Source organism: Bacteroides sp. AF29-11 (assembly GCF_003602895.1).
Lineage (GTDB): Bacteria > Bacteroidota > Bacteroidia > Bacteroidales > Bacteroidaceae > Bacteroides > Bacteroides uniformis.
In genome coordinates this window covers 608,431-625,362 of record NZ_QTLY01000001.1, presented here as the reverse complement: position 1 = coordinate 625,362, position 16,932 = coordinate 608,431, and the positions used below count along the sequence as shown (strand labels likewise).

The window sequence follows — 16,932 nt, the reverse complement described above, 5'->3', positions numbered from 1 at the left end:
GGTATAGGGGTTGGTGTCTTATCCCGTAGCCTGGCAGCGGATAAGTACCTTCTTCTCGTCTGCCAGAGTAGTGGCAAAGAGATAAGTGCCTCCCCCTTCGGCCAATTTCAGTCGTTTGCGCAGTTCGGCCACGGTGGCGGGGAAGTTGCGCACGGTGAGGTTCGCCTTTTTCTCGGCAGCCAGCATCTCTTTCACTTCTTTCTTGCCGAAGCCGCAGGAGGAGGTAATCCGGAACTTGCGGCCGGGGAAGTCCGGCAGGAAGTGGTCCGAGGTGTAGAGGTGGCTGTTGGGATGCAGTTTTTCCACCTTATACAATGAGGAGAGGCTGCGGAATGCACCGGCTTTCAGCACGGAGGCATTCGGTTCGTAGAGGTATGATTTCAGTTGAGGGGTGTAGGGGCATGCACGCTCCTTCTCCTGCCGGCGGGTGAAGACGAGGGCTTGGGGAGCCGGTACACCGGTGAAGTTGACGCAATGGATGGGGATGTCGTCTGCCGGCACTCCTTCGCCTTGTCCCAGCAAGAGCAGCAGTTCCTTGCATTCGTTGCCCACGGAGACGATGTGTGCCTCTCGTACATGCTTCAAATCGTTCAGGGCAAGGGTGAGGTCGAGCATGGGGGAGAGTTTTACCAGTACGTGTCTTGCCTTGCGCAGCAGCAGTTCTTCGAGGGCGGCTATATCGGGTTCGCAGTCGCCGATGGCTACGGTCTTTCCGCCGTGTCCGTCGCGGCGGGCAGGGTCTATAAATATACAGTCCACGGGTTCCATCTCTTGCAGATGGCGGACGCTGTCTGCGTGGCAGACGGAGATGTGGTTCAGGCCGAGGACAGGGAAGTTGTGTGCGGCTATCTGGCAGAGGGTTTCCTGGCGCTCGACGTAAGTGGCATGCCCGAAGCGGGAGGAGAGATAGGCGCAGTCGATGCCGAAACCTCCGGTGAGGTCGGTAAAGGTGCCGGCTGATGCGGGGGTACTGTTCTGCGCGGGATGTTCTTGTTCTGTATGTAGCAGGTTAGTTATAATCTCCGCTTTATACTGTGCCGTTGCTTGGGAGGAGCATTGTTCCAGAGAAAGGTGGGCGGGGTAGAGTATATGCTCGTTCTCGGCCCATGCGGGTATCTTCTCTTTGGCAATCTGCCAGCCGGAAATCTGTGTGATGGCGGCGGGCATGTCTACCGAAGGGTAGCGGCGTGCCTGCAAGGCAAGGCTGCGCACGTCGTCGCGGCGATGCTCGCGGATGAAGCGGAGGGTGTCTTGGGATAAAGGCATGGCTTGGCTTATTTATTCTGATGCAAAGTTATCTCAAAAAGGACAAAGTGGGGCATAAATTCGCAGCTTTCTGTCTGATTATTTTTCAGACACAGATGACGCTGATAATACAGATTAAGAATATAAAAATCCGCGTCATCTGCGTCATCCGCGTCAAAGCGATAGCAAATTTAAGTTTCCGGACAAGCTGGGGGTGAGAGTTAAGGGATGACCCGGTATCGCTCCTTTGCCGTCTGCCTGCTGACGCGGTTGAAGTGCCACCATTCGCTGGGTAGCGGGTGGAATCCGGCTTCTTTCATTACCTGCCGGAGCAGCAGCCGGTTTTCACGTTCTTGTTCCGTAAGCTTGCCTTGTGCCACGAGCACGGCTTCTTCTGTGATGTGGGCTTCCCTGCCCAGATGGTCTACCGGGGTGCCCATGGGCAGAGGAGTTCCTTTATCGTCGAGTATGCTGATGTCCACCGCCAATCCGTAGTTGTGCAGGCCGCCGCCGCGTGAGGGGTTGGAGACATAGATGTATTTGGAGGTTCCTTTCACTACGTTCCACATCTTCTGCTGTACGGACAAGGGGCGCGCTGCGTCGTAGACGATGAGGCTGTAGCCGGGGTACTGTTCTTTCAGTAGGCGTTGTGCCCGCTTCAGGCTTTTCATGGCATCGGGGTGCAGGTAGGCTTCTTTCAGGTCTTCGTATAATAGGGTTCCGGTGAAGTTGTCGGCACGGGTGTACATCAAGTCGATGGCGATGCTGCTGTCCGCTTCGGCGATGTTGACGAAACCGAGGGAGTCCAGGTAGCGGGCTGTCCGGCTTTTAACCGGAGCCGGAGGGACGGGTGCCGCTATGGTGTCGGCGTACGGGATGGTGGTCTCCGTATCTGGGTCTTGTGCCTGCTTTGGCGCTTGTTTTCTGCTACAACCGCATAGTGAGCAGCCAAGCAGCAGATATAACAAGTAAAAGAAATATCGTTCCATCTTACAAGGCATTCTTGGCGGTAAGGATTGATTTCATCAAGGCTATGTCCGAACTGACTTCTCCCTGCATCAAGTATTTGTTTTTCCGTTGGCAGGTGGCTTCGTAAATCTCCTTTGCTTTTGCTGTGTCCTTGTCCCGGTAGAGTGCCAGGGCGCAGAGCAGCCGCTGTTTGGAAGACGTCACATCCTTATATTGCCGGATGTAGGTATCCAGCTCATCGGTATATAATTCTTCTGCCCGTGCGGTCCTCTTTGTCACCAATGCGGTGAAGAGCAGCTCGCAAGCGGTTTCCTTTATCAAAAGCCCGATGACTTCGTGCCGGTGGCTCATTATTTTCTCAAATGCATTGTAGGCGGCTTCCCATTCTTCGCAGTCGAGCAGGCGCGAGGCGCTCATCAAGGCTATGGTGACCTGCAGGGCATCTTTGTAGTTGATGTCTTCCGTTTGGCTGAACCATTCGGCAGGCATGTCCTTAGGACGCATGCCCTCTTGCACCAATGCGTTGATGCGCAGCTGGGTGACCAGTGCCTGCTTGCTCTTGCTGTCCTTGAGAAGCAGGCACATGTTGTCGGCATCATTGCCGATGCCGCCCATCTTCATGGGGATGCCGTTCATCCCTGCAAGGAGAATGCCAATCAAAGAGAGCATCAGAAGGAAGAATTTCAGCAGGTAAGGCAGCCCGTCTACGGTCAGCAGGGGGAGGAAGGCAAGGATGGCGGTCAGCAGGTTGGCAAGCACTCCACCCAGGTTGTACAAGGTGGTTGGGATATCTTCAAGAGGCCTTTCGGGTGGGGTAAGCAGGCATTGGCCTCCCGTTCCGGCAAGGCTGAAACGCTTGATGCATAATTTCCCGTCTTTCCGTATGAAGGTAAGGTTGAAGATGCGGAAGGAGACGAAGCGGTAGTCGGTTGCCAGTCCGCAGACAAGATGCCCGCCTTCGTGCAGAAGTACTTGCAGGAAGATGGAGAACAGCAGAATCAGTATGGCTAACAGGGAAATTCCTACCGTCTCCAGCATGCCGGTTTCGGCAAACTTGCTGTGTAAACCGTCGAACGAGTCTCCCAAAACCAGGACTCTTACACCTATTACTCCTACGAAACCGATGCATGCCCCGACCATGAATCCTCCGGCCAATTTAAGTACTTTCTTCATCCTGATATCTTGATAAATGTGTTTGCCGGCAAAGGTAAAGGATTTTATCTGAAATGCAACAGCTTGCCCCATGTATCATAAAAAGAAAGAGATTGTGATTGCCACAACCTCTTTCCGTCACCTAAACCCACTACGCAGGCTACAGATAGGGAATTATAGTAATATAGATACCCGTAATGATGGCTTCTTGCTTTTCTGTCCTTATCTTAGGGTATACTTTCCCAAATCTTTGTTATGTTCGTAATATTTCCGAGTATATCCTATAGATTCCATCTTCTCTTTATTGACAGTTTAATAATCTGCATTTTCGAATTCCACAATATGAGGCAGTATTGGAAATCGGTTATCATGATGCTGGTTTATTCTGTGCTTTTATCAGTAACCAACTACTGACTCGCTTTTTCAATATTTTTGCATATGATAGTTGCGTTCTTGGTATACTCTTTGTCAATCCCATTATGCTGGCAATGGTCGTTTTAAATTTCGAACATTCTGCTCCGTGCCAGCATGCAGGCCCCAACTACTCCAGCCTTGTCTTTTAGCTTGGAAACAGTCACCGTGGCGTCTTTGTTGACCAGATTCAATGAGTATTTCCTTATTGCCGTTTTGATTGGCTGCACTATATAGTCTCCTGTTGATGATAGTGTACCCCCGATTATTACTAGTTCCGGATTGAATATGCTTATTAATCCAGCTATTTGCCTTCCCAGTTTTTGGCCTATTTCTTCCACTATCTCAATGCATAGCAAGTCCTCTTTATTGACTGCGGTGATGATTTCATCCAAGGTGGGCGGATTTTCTGCAGTCCGTTTTGATAGTATGGAACTTTCTCCGCTACCGATTCTTTCCAACAGGATGCGGTGTAGTGCCGATCCTGAGGCTTCCGTTTCCAGGCATCCTTTTTTGCCGCAGTGGCACAGTATTTCATTATCGAAAACATTGACATGCCCGAATTCTCCGGAAAATCCAGATTTTCCCGTGTATACCTTCCCGTCTATGATGATGCCGATTCCGAGTCCCCAGCTTATGTTGACAAAGATGATGTCCTTTTCCCCTTTGACGCATCCTTGCATATGCTCTCCATAGGTCATGGCCCTTGTGTCGTTGTCTATGCAGACCGGGTATCCTATCTTTTCATTCAGTACATCCGCCAAAGGACGCTCTGAAAAGTTGAACATGCTGAAACTATATCCTGATTCCGGATTTACTCTTCCGGAGATGTTGATGCAGATGTTCATTATCTTCTTGTCGTTGATTTCCGTTCCCTTTATGAAGTTTCGGATGAGTGCACACAGTTCTTCCAAAGCTTCCTGTGTATTTTCGAACTTGTATGGTATGTTCATCTTGATTTCCACCATATCCCCCTTGAAATTGATCAGTCCGATGTTTATGGCAAATTTCTTAATGTCCACTCCAATGAAGTATCCTGATTCCGGGTTGAGTCCGTATAGGCTTGGATGGCGGCCGCTACTGGTCTCCAGTTTCCCATAGTCGTTTATATAGTTGTCCTCACACATTTCATTGATGAATTTGGTGGTTGTGGGCACACTCAGATCGAGTTCCTTGGCCAAATCGGTAATAGTGGAGCTCCCATTATATATATAATGTGTGATGATCCTTTTTTTTAAGAGTGCATTCTTGCTCCCGGTTTCCATTTCTTTTAATAAATTCTGTTTCATATGTATGTATTTTTATGTTATTTACTCTATTTTGCTTATTATATTAATAAATACGGATTTATTATTCTGAAATATTATGTATTTGATTTGTTATTATGTAAATTGTTTTGTAATTACGCGTTAATATATATTAATTGTAGGTTATATATTAATTAAATACTTTATTAAGTCTTGCAAATATAATAAATATATCTATATTTGCAGCGTGATAATTGAATAATAACAATTAATATCTAAAACAATGAAAAACATAATTGATTTTTTATCTTAAAAAAGTGTATTCGATAGGTTTAATATATAATGGTTGATCTTAATTTTATTAATAATGAAAACACGCAGGGATTTTTTAAAGAGGACCGCTTTGTTCGGTGCGTCTGCATTCATGGCCCCTTCATTGTTGGGGCGAGAGGGTGATGGGGATTGCTTCTTTTCTCAAGAGTCTGCCTCTTCCATGCTAGTTCCCATGGGCGATGCACTTAAAATTACCGGCACGTTCTTGGATGAGATATCCCATGATATTCCCCATCAGAATTGGGGGGAAAGGGAATGGGATCAGGATTTCCGGTATATGCAGAGTATTGGAATTGACACGGTCATAATGATCCGGTCGGGTTATCGCAAATTCATTACTTATCCTTCGGCGCATTTGCTGGGCAAAGGGTGTTATATGCCTTCCGTCGATTTGTTGGACATGTTCCTTCGGCTGGCGGGGAAATATCACATGAAGTTCTATTTTGGTTTATATGATTCGGGCAAGTACTGGGATACCGGTGACCTTTCGTGGGAGGTTGAGGATAACAAGTATGTGATTGATGAGGTGTGGAGCAGGTACGGTGAGAAGTACAAGAGTTTCGGCGGATGGTATATCAGTGGTGAGATAAGCCGTAAGACGAAGGGTGCCATTGATGCCTTTCATGCGATGGGCAAACAATGCAAGGATGTCTCCGGCGGTTTGCCGACTTTTATTTCTCCGTGGATTGACGGGAAAAAGGCCGTGATGGGTACAGATAAGTTGACAAAGGAGGATGCGGTTTCTGTTCAGGAGCATGAAAGGGAGTGGAATGAAATTTTCGATGGCATTCATGATGTGGTTGACGCCTGTGCTTTTCAGGACGGACATATCGATTACGATGAACTGGATGCTTTCTTTACGGTGAACAAAAAGCTGGCTGATAAGTATGGCATGAAATGTTGGACAAACGCTGAAACCTTTGATCGTGACATGCCCATCGACTTTTTGCCTATTAAGTTTGACAAGTTACGGATGAAGCTGGAGGCTGCCAAGCGAGCCGGTTATGACAAGGCCATCACTTTTGAGTTTTCTCATTTTATGAGTCCCCAATCAGCATATTTGCAGGCAGGACACTTGTGTAATAGGTATAAGGAATATTTCAATATTAAGTGATTATGAATTTTATGCTCAGATTGTTTTGCAGTTGTTGTCTGTTCTTGGTTGTCTCAATCATGCAGGCTGCAATTTATCCAGATCCCGTTGAAGGCGTGGTGACCTGTAAAGGCAAAGGGCTTGCTGGTGTTGTGGTGACAGATGGTTTTGACGTGGTGCTGACTGATGCTCAGGGCCGTTATGAGTTGCCGCGCAACCGGGATGCTCGGTTTGTATATCTTTCCACGCCTGCAGGTTATCTGCCGCAAGAGGGTGGTGGGCATATCGCTTTCTTTTTCCCGCTTAAGAAAGGCCGTTTAAAGTATGATTTTGAATTGAAGAGGAATCTGAAAGATGATATGAAGCATGTGTTTATGGTACAGACTGATGTGCAAGTCAGCTGTCAGGAGCATTTAGACAGTTATCGTTCTTATGTAGGTAAGGCACGAGCCTTTATGGAAAAGTATGCCAAGGAGCGTGATGCCTTCGTGTTGGATTGTGGTGACATTGTGGGTAATACTCCTGGTTTATACCCAGATTACATTCAAGTGTCTGGCGGTCTGGGATTGCCTGTTTACCGTATCATAGGAAATCATGATATGGAAATGGGTGTACGTTCTTTTGAACATTCATACAAGACCTATGAGGACTATTTTGGTCCCATTTATTATTCTTTCAATCGTGGAAAGGCACATTATATTATACTAGACAATTGTTTTTATATCAATAGGGATTATCGTTATATAGGTTACATTGATGAACGTACACTGCAATGGATAGAGAAAGATTTGGCTTTGGTGCCGAAAGATCATCTGGTATTTGTAATGATGCATATTCCTTCCAGCACTACCAAGGACATCAAGTTCAATGCCTTGCTACCCGACGAGACAAGCAATGCCAATAGTCTGTATGATTTGCTGAAAGACCATGAGGCACACCTCATTACCGGACATACCCATGTGAACGGTAACGTGGTGTTCAACGACCGGTTAATGGAACACAATACAGCTGCTGTATGTGCAGGTTTTTGGAAATCCATGCTTTGTTCTGACGGTACCCCCCAAGGCTTTGGACTTTATGAGGTAGATGGTAATCAGGTGAAGTGGCACTACAAAGCGGTAGATTATCCGCTGGAATACCAGTTTCAGGCTTATGCTCCGGGTAGTTCGAAAGAGTTTCCCGAAGAAGTGCTGGCCAATGTCTGGAATTGGGATGAGCAGTGGAAGGTAGAGTGGTTCGAGAATGGTACTTGTATGGGTGAGATGACCCGTTGTAAAGGTTTGGATCCGGCTGCTGTAGAAGCTTTTTCCGATCGTGAAAAGATGGGTGCACTCTGGGTGAATGCTTTTCCTACCAATCATTTGTTTAAGGCTGTTCCTAAAGATAAAAAGGCTCGCATAGAAGTACTGGTGACCGATCGCTTCGGTACTGTTTATAAGCAACTTGTAAAAGAATAATTTGAATTTAATCGATAAATTTTATACTATGAAATCTTCGGTCAATATTGGTTATGTAGTTTTCTTGTCTGTTGTGGCTGCTTTGGGAGGATTTCTTTTCGGATATGATACAGCAGTCATTTCCGGTACCATTGCCAAGGTAACCGCTCAGTTTAATTTAGATACCATGTCGCAAGGGTGGTATGTAGGCTGTGCGTTGATAGGTTCCATTGTAGGAGTGCTCTTTGCTGGTATTTTAAGTGACAAGCTTGGTCGTAAACGTACCATGATTCTGTCGGCCATACTCTTTTCCATGTCTGCTATCGGTTGTGCGGTATGTGCAGATTTCAATCAGTTGGTGGTTTACCGTATTGTCGGAGGTGTAGGTATCGGTGTGGTTTCCATTGTATCCCCTCTTTATATATCCGAGGTGTCGGTAGCTCAGTATCGTGGACGCTTGGTATCACTTTATCAATTAGCGGTTACCATTGGCTTTTTAGGAGCTTATCTAATGAATTATCAGTTGCTTATGTATGCTGAGACCCATGCAGGAGCTGCCGATAGCTGGTTTAACTGGATTTTTGTGAATGAAGTATGGAGAGGAATGTTGGGAATGGAGACTTTGCCTGCTTTGCTGTTCTTTGCCATTGTCTTTTTTATTCCGGAAAGTCCGCGTTGGCTGATTGTCCGCAATCGTGAAGAGCGTGCGGTCAATATTTTGGAGCACATTTACAGCTCTTCCAAAGAAGCGTTGGTGCAATTGAACGAAACGAAGTCTGTTCTTACTTCCGAAACCCAATCAGAGTGGTCCTTGCTTTTGTCGCCGGGTATTATGAAAGCCGTTATTATTGGTGTATGTATAGCCATCCTCGGACAGTTTATGGGAGTGAATGCAGTCTTGTATTATGGTCCTTCCATCTTTGAAGGGGCTGGCCTTTCCGGTGGTGATTCCTTGTTCTATCAGGTGTTGGTGGGGCTAGTCAATACCCTGACTACTGTACTGGCTCTTGCCATTATTGATAAAGTGGGTCGTAAGAAATTGGTGTATTACGGTGTTTCAGGCATGATTCTTTCATTGGTATTGATAGGCTTTTATTTTATTGCCGGAGAATCATGGGGCATTTCAAGCCTATTCCTGCTAGTTTTCTTTTTGTTCTATGTGTTTTGCTGTGCGGTTTCCATTTGCGCAGTCGTGTTTGTATTGCTTTCCGAAATGTATCCAATCCGGGTGCGTGGACTGGCCATGTCCATTGCCGGTTTTGCATTGTGGATAGGTACATACTTGATTGGGCAGCTTACCCCCTGGATGCTCCAAAATCTTACCCCCGCCGGAACATTCTTCCTGTTTGCTGCCATGTGTATTCCCTACATGCTGATAGTTTGGAAACTGGTGCCGGAGACCACCGGAAAATCATTGGAAGAGATTGAACGTTATTGGATGAAAACAAAAAATTGACCTTAATAATAGATATGATGAAAATTAGAAAAATTTTATTGAGTGGTTGTTTGGTGGCAACTTTATGCTCATGTGGTGGTTCTCAAAACGAGAATTTGAATCTTACTCTATCAAAAGATGCTCTGTTTGATAAAGTAAAAGGTGCTTGGGCCGGTCAGGTTATCGGCTGTACGTATGGAGGTCCTACAGAGTTCCGCTATCTGTCTACTATGATTCCGGATTCGATAGTGATGCCTTGGGGACCGGGTGAAATTAAAAAATGGTACGATGGTGGTGGCGGCCTTTATGACGATGTATATGTCGACCTGACTTTTGTGGAGACTTTTGAAAGATGCGGTTTGGATGCTCCGGCCGATTCTTTTGCCACAGCCTTTTTGGCTAAAGAATACCCTTTGTGTCATGCCAATCAGATGGCCCGTTACAATCTTCTTCATGGCTTGACTCCTCCCGCCAGCGGGCATTGGAAAAATAATCCCCATGCCAATTGTCTGGATTTTCAGATTGAAGCGGATTTTGCAGGTATCATGGCTCCAGGTATGGTAAATAGTGCTACTGAAATTTGCGATCGTGTAGGACACATCATGGCGTATGGCGATGGCTGGTATGGTGGTGTATATGTAGCAGCCATGTACTCTTTGGCTTATGTGAGCGATGATGTTGAGTATGTTGTGACGGAGGCGTTGAGGTCTATTCCTCGGGAAAGTCGTTTTCATGCATGCATGGCTGATGTTATAAATTGGCATAAACAGTATCCAGAGGATTGGAAAAAATGTTGGGAAGAAATAGAGAAAAAATGGGGATCCAATGATATTGCTTGTCCAGATGGGGTTGAGATGCCTTTCAATATTGAGACTTATGTGAACGGTGCATATATCATTTTAGGGCTTCTCTACGGGCAGGGTGACTTTGAGAAGACGATTGATATTTCTACACGTGCCGGTCAGGATTCAGATTGTAATCCGGCTTCTTCCGGGGGAATTTTGGGAACAATGATTGGGTATAATCGCATTCCTGAGAAATTCAGAAAAGAGCTGACTGTAGTCGAAGATATTCCTTTCAATAATACAGTGAGCTTTAATAAAGGATGTGAATTGAGTTTTGGGCACGCTTTACAAATGATAGAAAAAAACGGTGGAAAAGTTGGAAGCGATGAGGTGACTATCTGTTTTCAAGAACTGGAACCTGCACAATTGGAGATTAGCTTCGAAGGCTTGAAAGTTGATAAAAAAGTGGTAGTGGAGAATTGGATTGCTAATTTCCCGACCTTCGAATTTGAAGGTGTGGGGGCTGTCATTAAAGGTGAATTGAAAGGTGAGAATGTGCCCGAAGATTACGTTGCTGAACTGGAAGTGTATTTCAATGATAGATTGATTGAGGTATGCAAGCTTCCGCTGAAGTATAATCACCGTAAGCATGAGTTGTTCTTTAATTATGTACAGTCTTATGGCAAATATACCGTGACTTGTAAATGGGTAAACCCCGTTGAAGGAGCAGATATTTGGGTAAGAGATGTAATTTCTTATACAACAGATAAATAATGTGAATGTAAAGGGCTGGTTTAGATGCATGCCGGATAAAAAACGTTCCCAGCCCTATTTAAAAAAGAATGAAGATGATGGATTTTAAGAAATTGGCGAATCAGTATAAGGACGAACTTATGAATAATGTTCTTCCTTTTTGGTTGAATCATTCCCAAGACACCGAATACGGTGGCTATTTTACTTGTCTGGATCGGGAGGGGAATGTTTTCGACACGGATAAATTTATCTGGCTGCAAGGCCGGGAAGTATGGATGTTCTCCATGCTTTACAATAGGGTGGAGAAGCGTCAGGAGTGGCTTGATTGTGCCATTCAGGGTGGTGAGTTCTTGAAGAAATACGGGCACGATGGGAATTACAACTGGTATTTTTCATTGGACCGTGCAGGACATCCGTTGGTAGAGCCTTATAATATCTTTTCATACACTTTTGCAACGATGGCATTCGGGCAACTGAGTTTGGCCACCGGAAATCAAGAGTATGCAGATATAGCTAAAAAGACTTTTGACATTGTTTTGTCGAAAGTTGATAATCCGAAAGGAAAATGGAATAAGCTTCATCCGGGAACAAGAGATCTTAAAGGCTTTGCTTTGCCTATGATTCTATGTAACTTGGCATTAGAAATTGAGCATTTGCTTGACGAGGATTTTTTGGTGGAAACAATGGATACGTGCATCCACGAGGTGATGGAGGTGTTCTTGCGTCCGGAACTTGGAGGACTTATTGTTGAGAACCTAAATGGTGACAATAGTTTGGTAGACTGTTTTGAAGGACGTCAGGTTACTCCGGGGCATGCTATTGAAGCCATGTGGTTTATCATGGATTTAGGTAAGCGGTTGAAACGCCCGGAATTGATAATGAAGGCTAAGAACACGGCTTTGAAGATGTTGGAATATGGTTGGGATAATGAATTTGGCGGTATCTATTATTTTATGGATCGCAAGGGATTCCCTCCCCAGCAATTGGAGTGGGATCAGAAACTCTGGTGGGTGCATATAGAGACGCTGATTTCATTGCTTAAAGGCTATCGGTTGACCGGAGACGAAAAATGTTTGGAGTGGTTTGAAAAAGTACATGGTTATGTATGGACGCATTTCAAGGATCAAGAATATCCGGAATGGTTTGGCTATTTGAATCGTAGAGGTGAAGTTCTGTTGCCTTTGAAGGGTGGCAAGTGGAAAGGTTGTTTCCATGTTCCCAGAGGGCTCTATCAATGCTGGAAGACCTTGGAAGAGATTGTTCTGGATAAACAATATTAAAAACTAATTCAATTGTTCGATTTTAAATTCTAGTTAAAATGAAAAACAAGTATTTTTGTTGGCTGTTCTTGTTGTTCACTTTGGTAAGTTTAGGTGCAAGTGCCCAAGTGAAGGTAGAGGGTAGTGTGTTCGACGAGATGGATAATCCGTTGATAGGTGTATCTGTTTTTACAGAGAATCGCAAGACTGGTGCAGTGACAGATGTGGATGGTCATTTTACGATTACTGTGCCCAATACTAAAGTGTCATTAACCTTTTCTTATGTAGGATATACTACTCAAAAGATTGCTCTGAAAGATAGAAAGCTTTTGAAAGTGGTTTTGAAAGAGGATTCCGAATTGTTGGATGAAGTGGTGGTAGTAGGCTATGGCACACAGAAAAAAATCAGTGTAACAGGTTCTATTGCTCAAGTGGGTAACAAAGAGTTGAAGAAGGCTCCAAGCGGGACACTTTCTAATATGTTAGCTGGACGTATTCCGGGGTTGATTGCTAAACAAAGCAGTGGACAGCCTGGGCAGGATGGTTCAAATCTTTATATTCGTGGTACAGGTGCTGGTGACGGTAACGCTTTGGTAGTAGTGGATGGTGTGATACAAGATTATTTTCCCTCTTTTTCTCCAGATGAAGTAGAATCAGTTACTATTTTGAAGGATGCCACAGCTGCTGCCGTGTATGGCGTACGTGCTGCTGCCGGTGTAATTTTGGTAACGACAAAACGTGGTACTGTACAAAAACCGACTGTAACGTTGAATTCTTCCGTTACGTTGAGCCAGAATACTAATTTTCCGAAATTTTTGAATGGTCCGGATTATGCCTATTGGTATAATAAAGCTCAGTTGATGGATGGTGTAGCTGAGGAGAATTTACGTTTTTCTCCCGAAGATATTGAACGTATAAATAATCCTGGAGAGGATGAAGAGATCTATGGTAATACAGACTGGTTTGATTTGCTTTTTAAAAATGTAGCTCCTACATATACGAATACGGTTTCTGTTTCTGGTGGTAATGAGCGTATCAAGTTCTTTGCTTCTTTGGGAGCTTATAATCAGGAAGGTATTGTCGAAAACACATCTTATGATAAGTATAATTTCCGTTCAAACTTGGATGCTAAGGTAACTAATAATATTGATTTTTCTTTGAATTTATCTGGGTTTGTAGATGACCAGCGTTCACCGGGTGCTTCTGTTGGTCCGAATGCTTATGCGGGAGTATTCCAACAAGCGATGTTGTCTTATCCTTATTTGAGGCCTTATACCAAAGACGGTATGCCTATAGCAAGTCAAAATACAGCAGGTAATGGAAATAATAACCCTTTAGGTGCCAGAGACTTGTCTGGATATCAATCAAGTAAGACTACTAAGTTTCAAGGTGATATTTCTTTATGTTATAAGTTGCCTATCAAGGGGCTTTCAGCAAAATTGGATGCTGCTTTTTTGAAGAGTCATTCAATGAGGAAAGCTGCAATGACACCGTATAATGTTTATTCTTGGAATCAAACGACACATCAGGGTAATGTTGAAAAAGGGCGTATCTGTTCAATGGCATCTGTCTCACACTGGTACGGTTCCCAGCAGCGTTATACGATAAGACCTACCATTGAATATGCTAATAAATTTGGTAAGCACGATGTCTCAGGTTTGTTCTTGTATGAATATGCCAGAGAAGATTATGAAGGAATATCTGCTGGACGGGAGGATTTTCCGATTACAGATATAATGGATATGAGTTACGGTTTGAAAGTCAGCGAAAATTTAGTCAAGGGCAGTCATAGTAATGACAAACGTGCAGGCTATGTTATGCGTTTTAATTATGCTTATGATGAAAAGTATCTGCTTGAGTTTACAGGACGTGTGGATGCTTCTACTGCACTTCCGGCTCATAACCGTTGGGGCTTTTTCCCTGCCGTTTCTGTCGGTTGGCGAATTTCTCAAGAAGATTTCTTTAAAGAAGCCGTTCCTTTTATGGATAATTTAAAGATTCGTGCTTCTATAGGACGTTTAGGTAGTGATCGTGCTATTGAGAGCACTATGACTTATTTTTCTACAGCAACCTTATCTGCTGACCCCGTAGTCGTATTTGGTACTAATGCTTTGAAAGATATAGGTATGAGTGGGCCTATTTGTCCGGATTTGAAATGGCAATTGACTGATACCTATAATATTGGTGTTGAGTCTAATATGTGGAATGGCCTATTGGGGCTTGAATTGGATGTATTCTACATGAAGACCACTCGTTCTCTGGAAGGTCAGTCTGGGAAATTTCCACCTTCTTTAGGCAGTTACTTCCCGGGATATATTAACTATGGTTCACATGACAATCGTGGTTTTGAATTGGTATTGACGCACCATAATAAAATTCGAGATTTTAATTATCATGTACGAGGCAACTTGTCATGGGCTCGTAACAAAATCTTGAAAGTTACAGAAGATGCTAATGTGCCGATTTATAAACGTGCTACAGGGCAAAGTATGGGACGCTATTTGGGATTCGTTGCAGAAGGATTATTTCAATCGGAAGAAGAAATAGCTCACAGCGCTTTGTTTGAAGGGTCTACAAATACAAAACCAGGTGATATTAAATTGAAAGACATTAACGGTGATGGAAAGATTACTTGGGATCAAGATATGGTACCCATTGGTCGTAGTAGTATTCCGGAAATGGTATTTGGATTAAATTTAGGAGCTGAATGGAAGGGATTTGATTTCAGTATGTTCTGGCAGGGAGCTGCTATGTTCGATGTGAATTTATGCGGTATTTATGATAGTGGAATTCGTGACGATACGTTCTATACCCGTCCGTTTTATGCTGATGGAAATACCCCTTATTATTTGGTGGAAGGCTCTTGGCGTCCTGATAATCCCAATGCAAAATTTCCTCGTTTAGGGATTGAGGCTCGCGATAATGGTGGAAAATTCTCTTCTTGGTGGGTAAAAGATGGTACATATTTACGTTTGAAATCAGTTCAGTTAGGTTATACACTTCCTAAGAAATTGACGGAAAAGGCTGGATTTAGAACTATTCGTGCTTATGTGAGTGGTGGTAATTTGCTGACTATTTGTGGACTGGATTATATGGATCCGGAAATGCCTGGAGTAAATCAAGGATATTATCCTCAGCAGCGTACTTATGAATTTGGTTTAAACATTACTTTCTAAAAATTTAATCAGATGAAATCTATAAAGAAAATATTAACGGTATTCACTTCTACTTGTTTCATATTGGGTAGTTGTGATATTGATCCAACATTAACATCTTCATATCCTTCTGATATTATTTGGTCGAATGAATCTAACTTGATTACTTATATCAATGGTTATTATTCATTGGTGGGTGGTTATTATGGACTTGGAGGTGAAGCTTGTACTGATATGTTGAAGCAGAATAATCCTGTATCTGATTATAATCAATTCGTTTTTGGTTCGATGCCTATAACAACTACTAGTAATATGTTTGATACTTGGGGGGGGAGCCACTCCTCACAATTGTCTTTGACTCGTTTTTTGGAAAATCTAGAAAAGAATCGAACTAATTTTTCAGACTCGATTGCTACACTTGCTGAAGCACAAGTCCGCTTTTTCCGTGGTGTAACTTGTTTTAATTTAGCTAAATGCTATGGTGGGCAATATATAATCTATAGACAACTTCCTGTGTTAGGTGAGAAAAATCATCCGCTTTGTTCTTCTCAAGAAGGTTGGGATTTTATTTATGAGGATTTGAAGTTTGCCGCCGAACATTTGCCTACAAAAGATAAAGTGGAATTGGGATGCTTGAGCAGTGGTGCTGCTTATGGTATGTTGGCTCGTGCTATGTTATATGCTGAACGTTGGAAAGAAGCTTCTGATGCAGCAGCTCAGGTAATGAACCAAGATTATGAGCTATATGAAGATTACGGTAAACTGTTTACCAATTCGCGTTTGGTGCCGGTTGAAAATAAAGAAAGTGTCATAGAATTCGGATATCTGAAGGATAAGTTCACTTATTCTTTTGATTATTTCTATTGTCCGCCAAGTGATGGTGGTTATGCTGAGATTTCTCCTACAGAAGATTTGGTTTCTTCTTATCAAATGGCTGATGGTAGTGAATTTGATTGGGATAATCCTGAGATGGCTGCTAATCCTTATGAAGGGCGTGAGCCGCGTTTTTATGCAACAATCTTGTATAACGGTTGTCAATGGAAAGGGGAAACTTTATATACTTATGAGGGTAGTAAGGATGGTTTTGGCTTGGGAGGAGGTACTACCAGTACAGGCTACTACATGCGTAAGTTGATGAAAGAAGCCATTCAACCCAAAGGCACGAGTTTTACTGGTCAGGGAGATTTGACTTATTATTATATGCGTTATGCTGAAGTGCTGTTAATTTATGCAGAGGCCATGGCGATGCAGGATAAGTTGCCGGAGGCTTTAGATGCTTTAAATCAGGTCAGGAGAAGAGCTGGTTTTACTAAGGATTTAACGGCTGCTACCCAAACAGAATTCATGAAATTACTTCGCCATGAGAGAAAGATTGAACTGGCTTTTGAAGGCCATCGTTTTTGGGATCTTCGCCGTTGGGGGTTGGCATCTACTGTACTGAACGGTACAAGTATGCATGGAGTGAAGCCGATTAAGGTCGGTGATAATGAATTTACATACGAAGTTGTAGATATTGATGGCGGCAAGACCCGTGTTTGGGAAGAACGTTATGCCAGATTCCCTATACCCCTTGGTGAAATAGAACAGAATGAAGCAGTTCAACAGTTTGATGAATGGAAGTAAAAAATCAATTTATTTGCTGAATGTATTAACTTGAAA

11 protein-coding genes are annotated in these 16,932 nt (G+C 43.7%); 7 read left to right on the top strand and 4 right to left on the bottom strand.

Annotated features, from left to right (window positions below; all coding sequences use genetic code 11):
• Positions 1–18 precede the first annotated feature (18 nt).
• The 4 genes from DWZ03_RS02350 to DWZ03_RS02330 form a co-directional block, all read right to left on the bottom strand.
• A complete protein-coding gene (locus DWZ03_RS02350; protein ID WP_005834323.1) occupies positions 19–1,266 on the bottom strand; it encodes a THUMP-like domain-containing protein in 1,248 nt (415 codons plus the stop codon).
• Positions 1,267–1,466: 200 nt separating this feature from the next.
• Positions 1,467–2,234: a M15 family metallopeptidase gene (locus tag DWZ03_RS02340; RefSeq protein WP_034525946.1), complete on the bottom strand. Its 768-nt coding sequence runs from the start codon at positions 2,232–2,234 to the stop codon at positions 1,467–1,469.
• A 1-nt stretch (position 2,235) separates the two neighbouring features.
• Positions 2,236–3,387, bottom strand: a complete 1,152-nt coding sequence (locus DWZ03_RS02335; protein ID WP_035447805.1) for a hypothetical protein — start codon at positions 3,385–3,387, stop codon at positions 2,236–2,238.
• Positions 3,388–3,863: 476 nt separating this feature from the next.
• Positions 3,864–5,066: an ROK family transcriptional regulator gene (locus DWZ03_RS02330; protein ID WP_035447319.1), complete on the bottom strand. Its 1,203-nt coding sequence runs from the start codon at positions 5,064–5,066 to the stop codon at positions 3,864–3,866.
• Positions 5,067–5,391: 325 nt separating this feature from the next.
• Between DWZ03_RS02330 and DWZ03_RS02325 the strand changes: the two genes are divergently transcribed.
• From DWZ03_RS02325 to DWZ03_RS02295, 7 genes are all read left to right on the top strand, one after another.
• Positions 5,392–6,471 carry a DUF4434 domain-containing protein gene (locus tag DWZ03_RS02325; RefSeq protein ID WP_057281533.1) on the top strand — a complete coding sequence of 360 codons (1,080 nt, stop codon included), beginning with the start codon at positions 5,392–5,394 and terminating at the stop codon, positions 6,469–6,471.
• 11 nt (positions 6,472–6,482) lie between these two features.
• Positions 6,483–7,907, top strand: a complete 1,425-nt coding sequence (locus DWZ03_RS02320) for a calcineurin-like phosphoesterase C-terminal domain-containing protein (RefSeq protein ID WP_172793031.1) — start codon at positions 6,483–6,485, stop codon at positions 7,905–7,907.
• 28 nt (positions 7,908–7,935) lie between these two features.
• Positions 7,936–9,342 (top strand): sugar porter family MFS transporter, encoded by a 1,407-nt coding sequence (locus DWZ03_RS02315; RefSeq protein WP_057281458.1) that lies wholly within the window; start codon positions 7,936–7,938, stop codon positions 9,340–9,342.
• A 17-nt stretch (positions 9,343–9,359) separates the two neighbouring features.
• The gene (locus DWZ03_RS02310; protein WP_057281532.1) at positions 9,360–10,880 is read left to right on the top strand and encodes an ADP-ribosylglycohydrolase family protein; all 1,521 of its coding nucleotides are present in this window, start codon (positions 9,360–9,362) and stop codon (positions 10,878–10,880) included.
• A 77-nt stretch (positions 10,881–10,957) separates the two neighbouring features.
• On the top strand, positions 10,958–12,139 hold the full coding sequence (locus tag DWZ03_RS02305) for an AGE family epimerase/isomerase (RefSeq protein WP_057281531.1): 1,182 nt from the start codon (positions 10,958–10,960) through the stop codon (positions 12,137–12,139).
• A gap of 38 nt (positions 12,140–12,177) precedes the next feature.
• Positions 12,178–15,294, top strand: coding sequence for a SusC/RagA family TonB-linked outer membrane protein (locus DWZ03_RS02300; protein WP_098032009.1), 3,117 nt, complete (start codon positions 12,178–12,180; stop codon positions 15,292–15,294).
• Positions 15,295–15,306: 12 nt separating this feature from the next.
• Positions 15,307–16,896 (top strand): RagB/SusD family nutrient uptake outer membrane protein, encoded by a 1,590-nt coding sequence (locus DWZ03_RS02295; RefSeq protein ID WP_057281456.1) that lies wholly within the window; start codon positions 15,307–15,309, stop codon positions 16,894–16,896.
• Positions 16,897–16,932 lie beyond the last annotated feature (36 nt).

Excerpts from the sequence above, each read along its gene's own strand:
- DWZ03_RS02350 (WP_005834323.1), bottom strand. The coding sequence starts at position 1,266 with ATGCCTTTATCCCAAGACACCCTCCGCTTCATCCGCGAGCATCGCCGC.
- DWZ03_RS02340 (WP_034525946.1), bottom strand. The coding sequence starts at position 2,234 with ATGGAACGATATTTCTTTTACTTGTTATATCTGCTGCTTGGCTGCTCA.
- DWZ03_RS02335 (WP_035447805.1), bottom strand. The coding sequence starts at position 3,387 with ATGAAGAAAGTACTTAAATTGGCCGGAGGATTCATGGTCGGGGCATGC.
- DWZ03_RS02330 (WP_035447319.1), bottom strand. The coding sequence starts at position 5,066 with ATGAAACAGAATTTATTAAAAGAAATGGAAACCGGGAGCAAGAATGCA.
- DWZ03_RS02325 (WP_057281533.1), top strand. The coding sequence starts at position 5,392 with ATGAAAACACGCAGGGATTTTTTAAAGAGGACCGCTTTGTTCGGTGCG.
- DWZ03_RS02320 (WP_172793031.1), top strand. The coding sequence starts at position 6,483 with ATGCTCAGATTGTTTTGCAGTTGTTGTCTGTTCTTGGTTGTCTCAATC.
- DWZ03_RS02315 (WP_057281458.1), top strand. The coding sequence starts at position 7,936 with ATGAAATCTTCGGTCAATATTGGTTATGTAGTTTTCTTGTCTGTTGTG.
- DWZ03_RS02310 (WP_057281532.1), top strand. The coding sequence starts at position 9,360 with ATGAAAATTAGAAAAATTTTATTGAGTGGTTGTTTGGTGGCAACTTTA.
- DWZ03_RS02305 (WP_057281531.1), top strand. The coding sequence starts at position 10,958 with ATGGATTTTAAGAAATTGGCGAATCAGTATAAGGACGAACTTATGAAT.
- DWZ03_RS02300 (WP_098032009.1), top strand. The coding sequence starts at position 12,178 with ATGAAAAACAAGTATTTTTGTTGGCTGTTCTTGTTGTTCACTTTGGTA.
- DWZ03_RS02295 (WP_057281456.1), top strand. The coding sequence starts at position 15,307 with ATGAAATCTATAAAGAAAATATTAACGGTATTCACTTCTACTTGTTTC.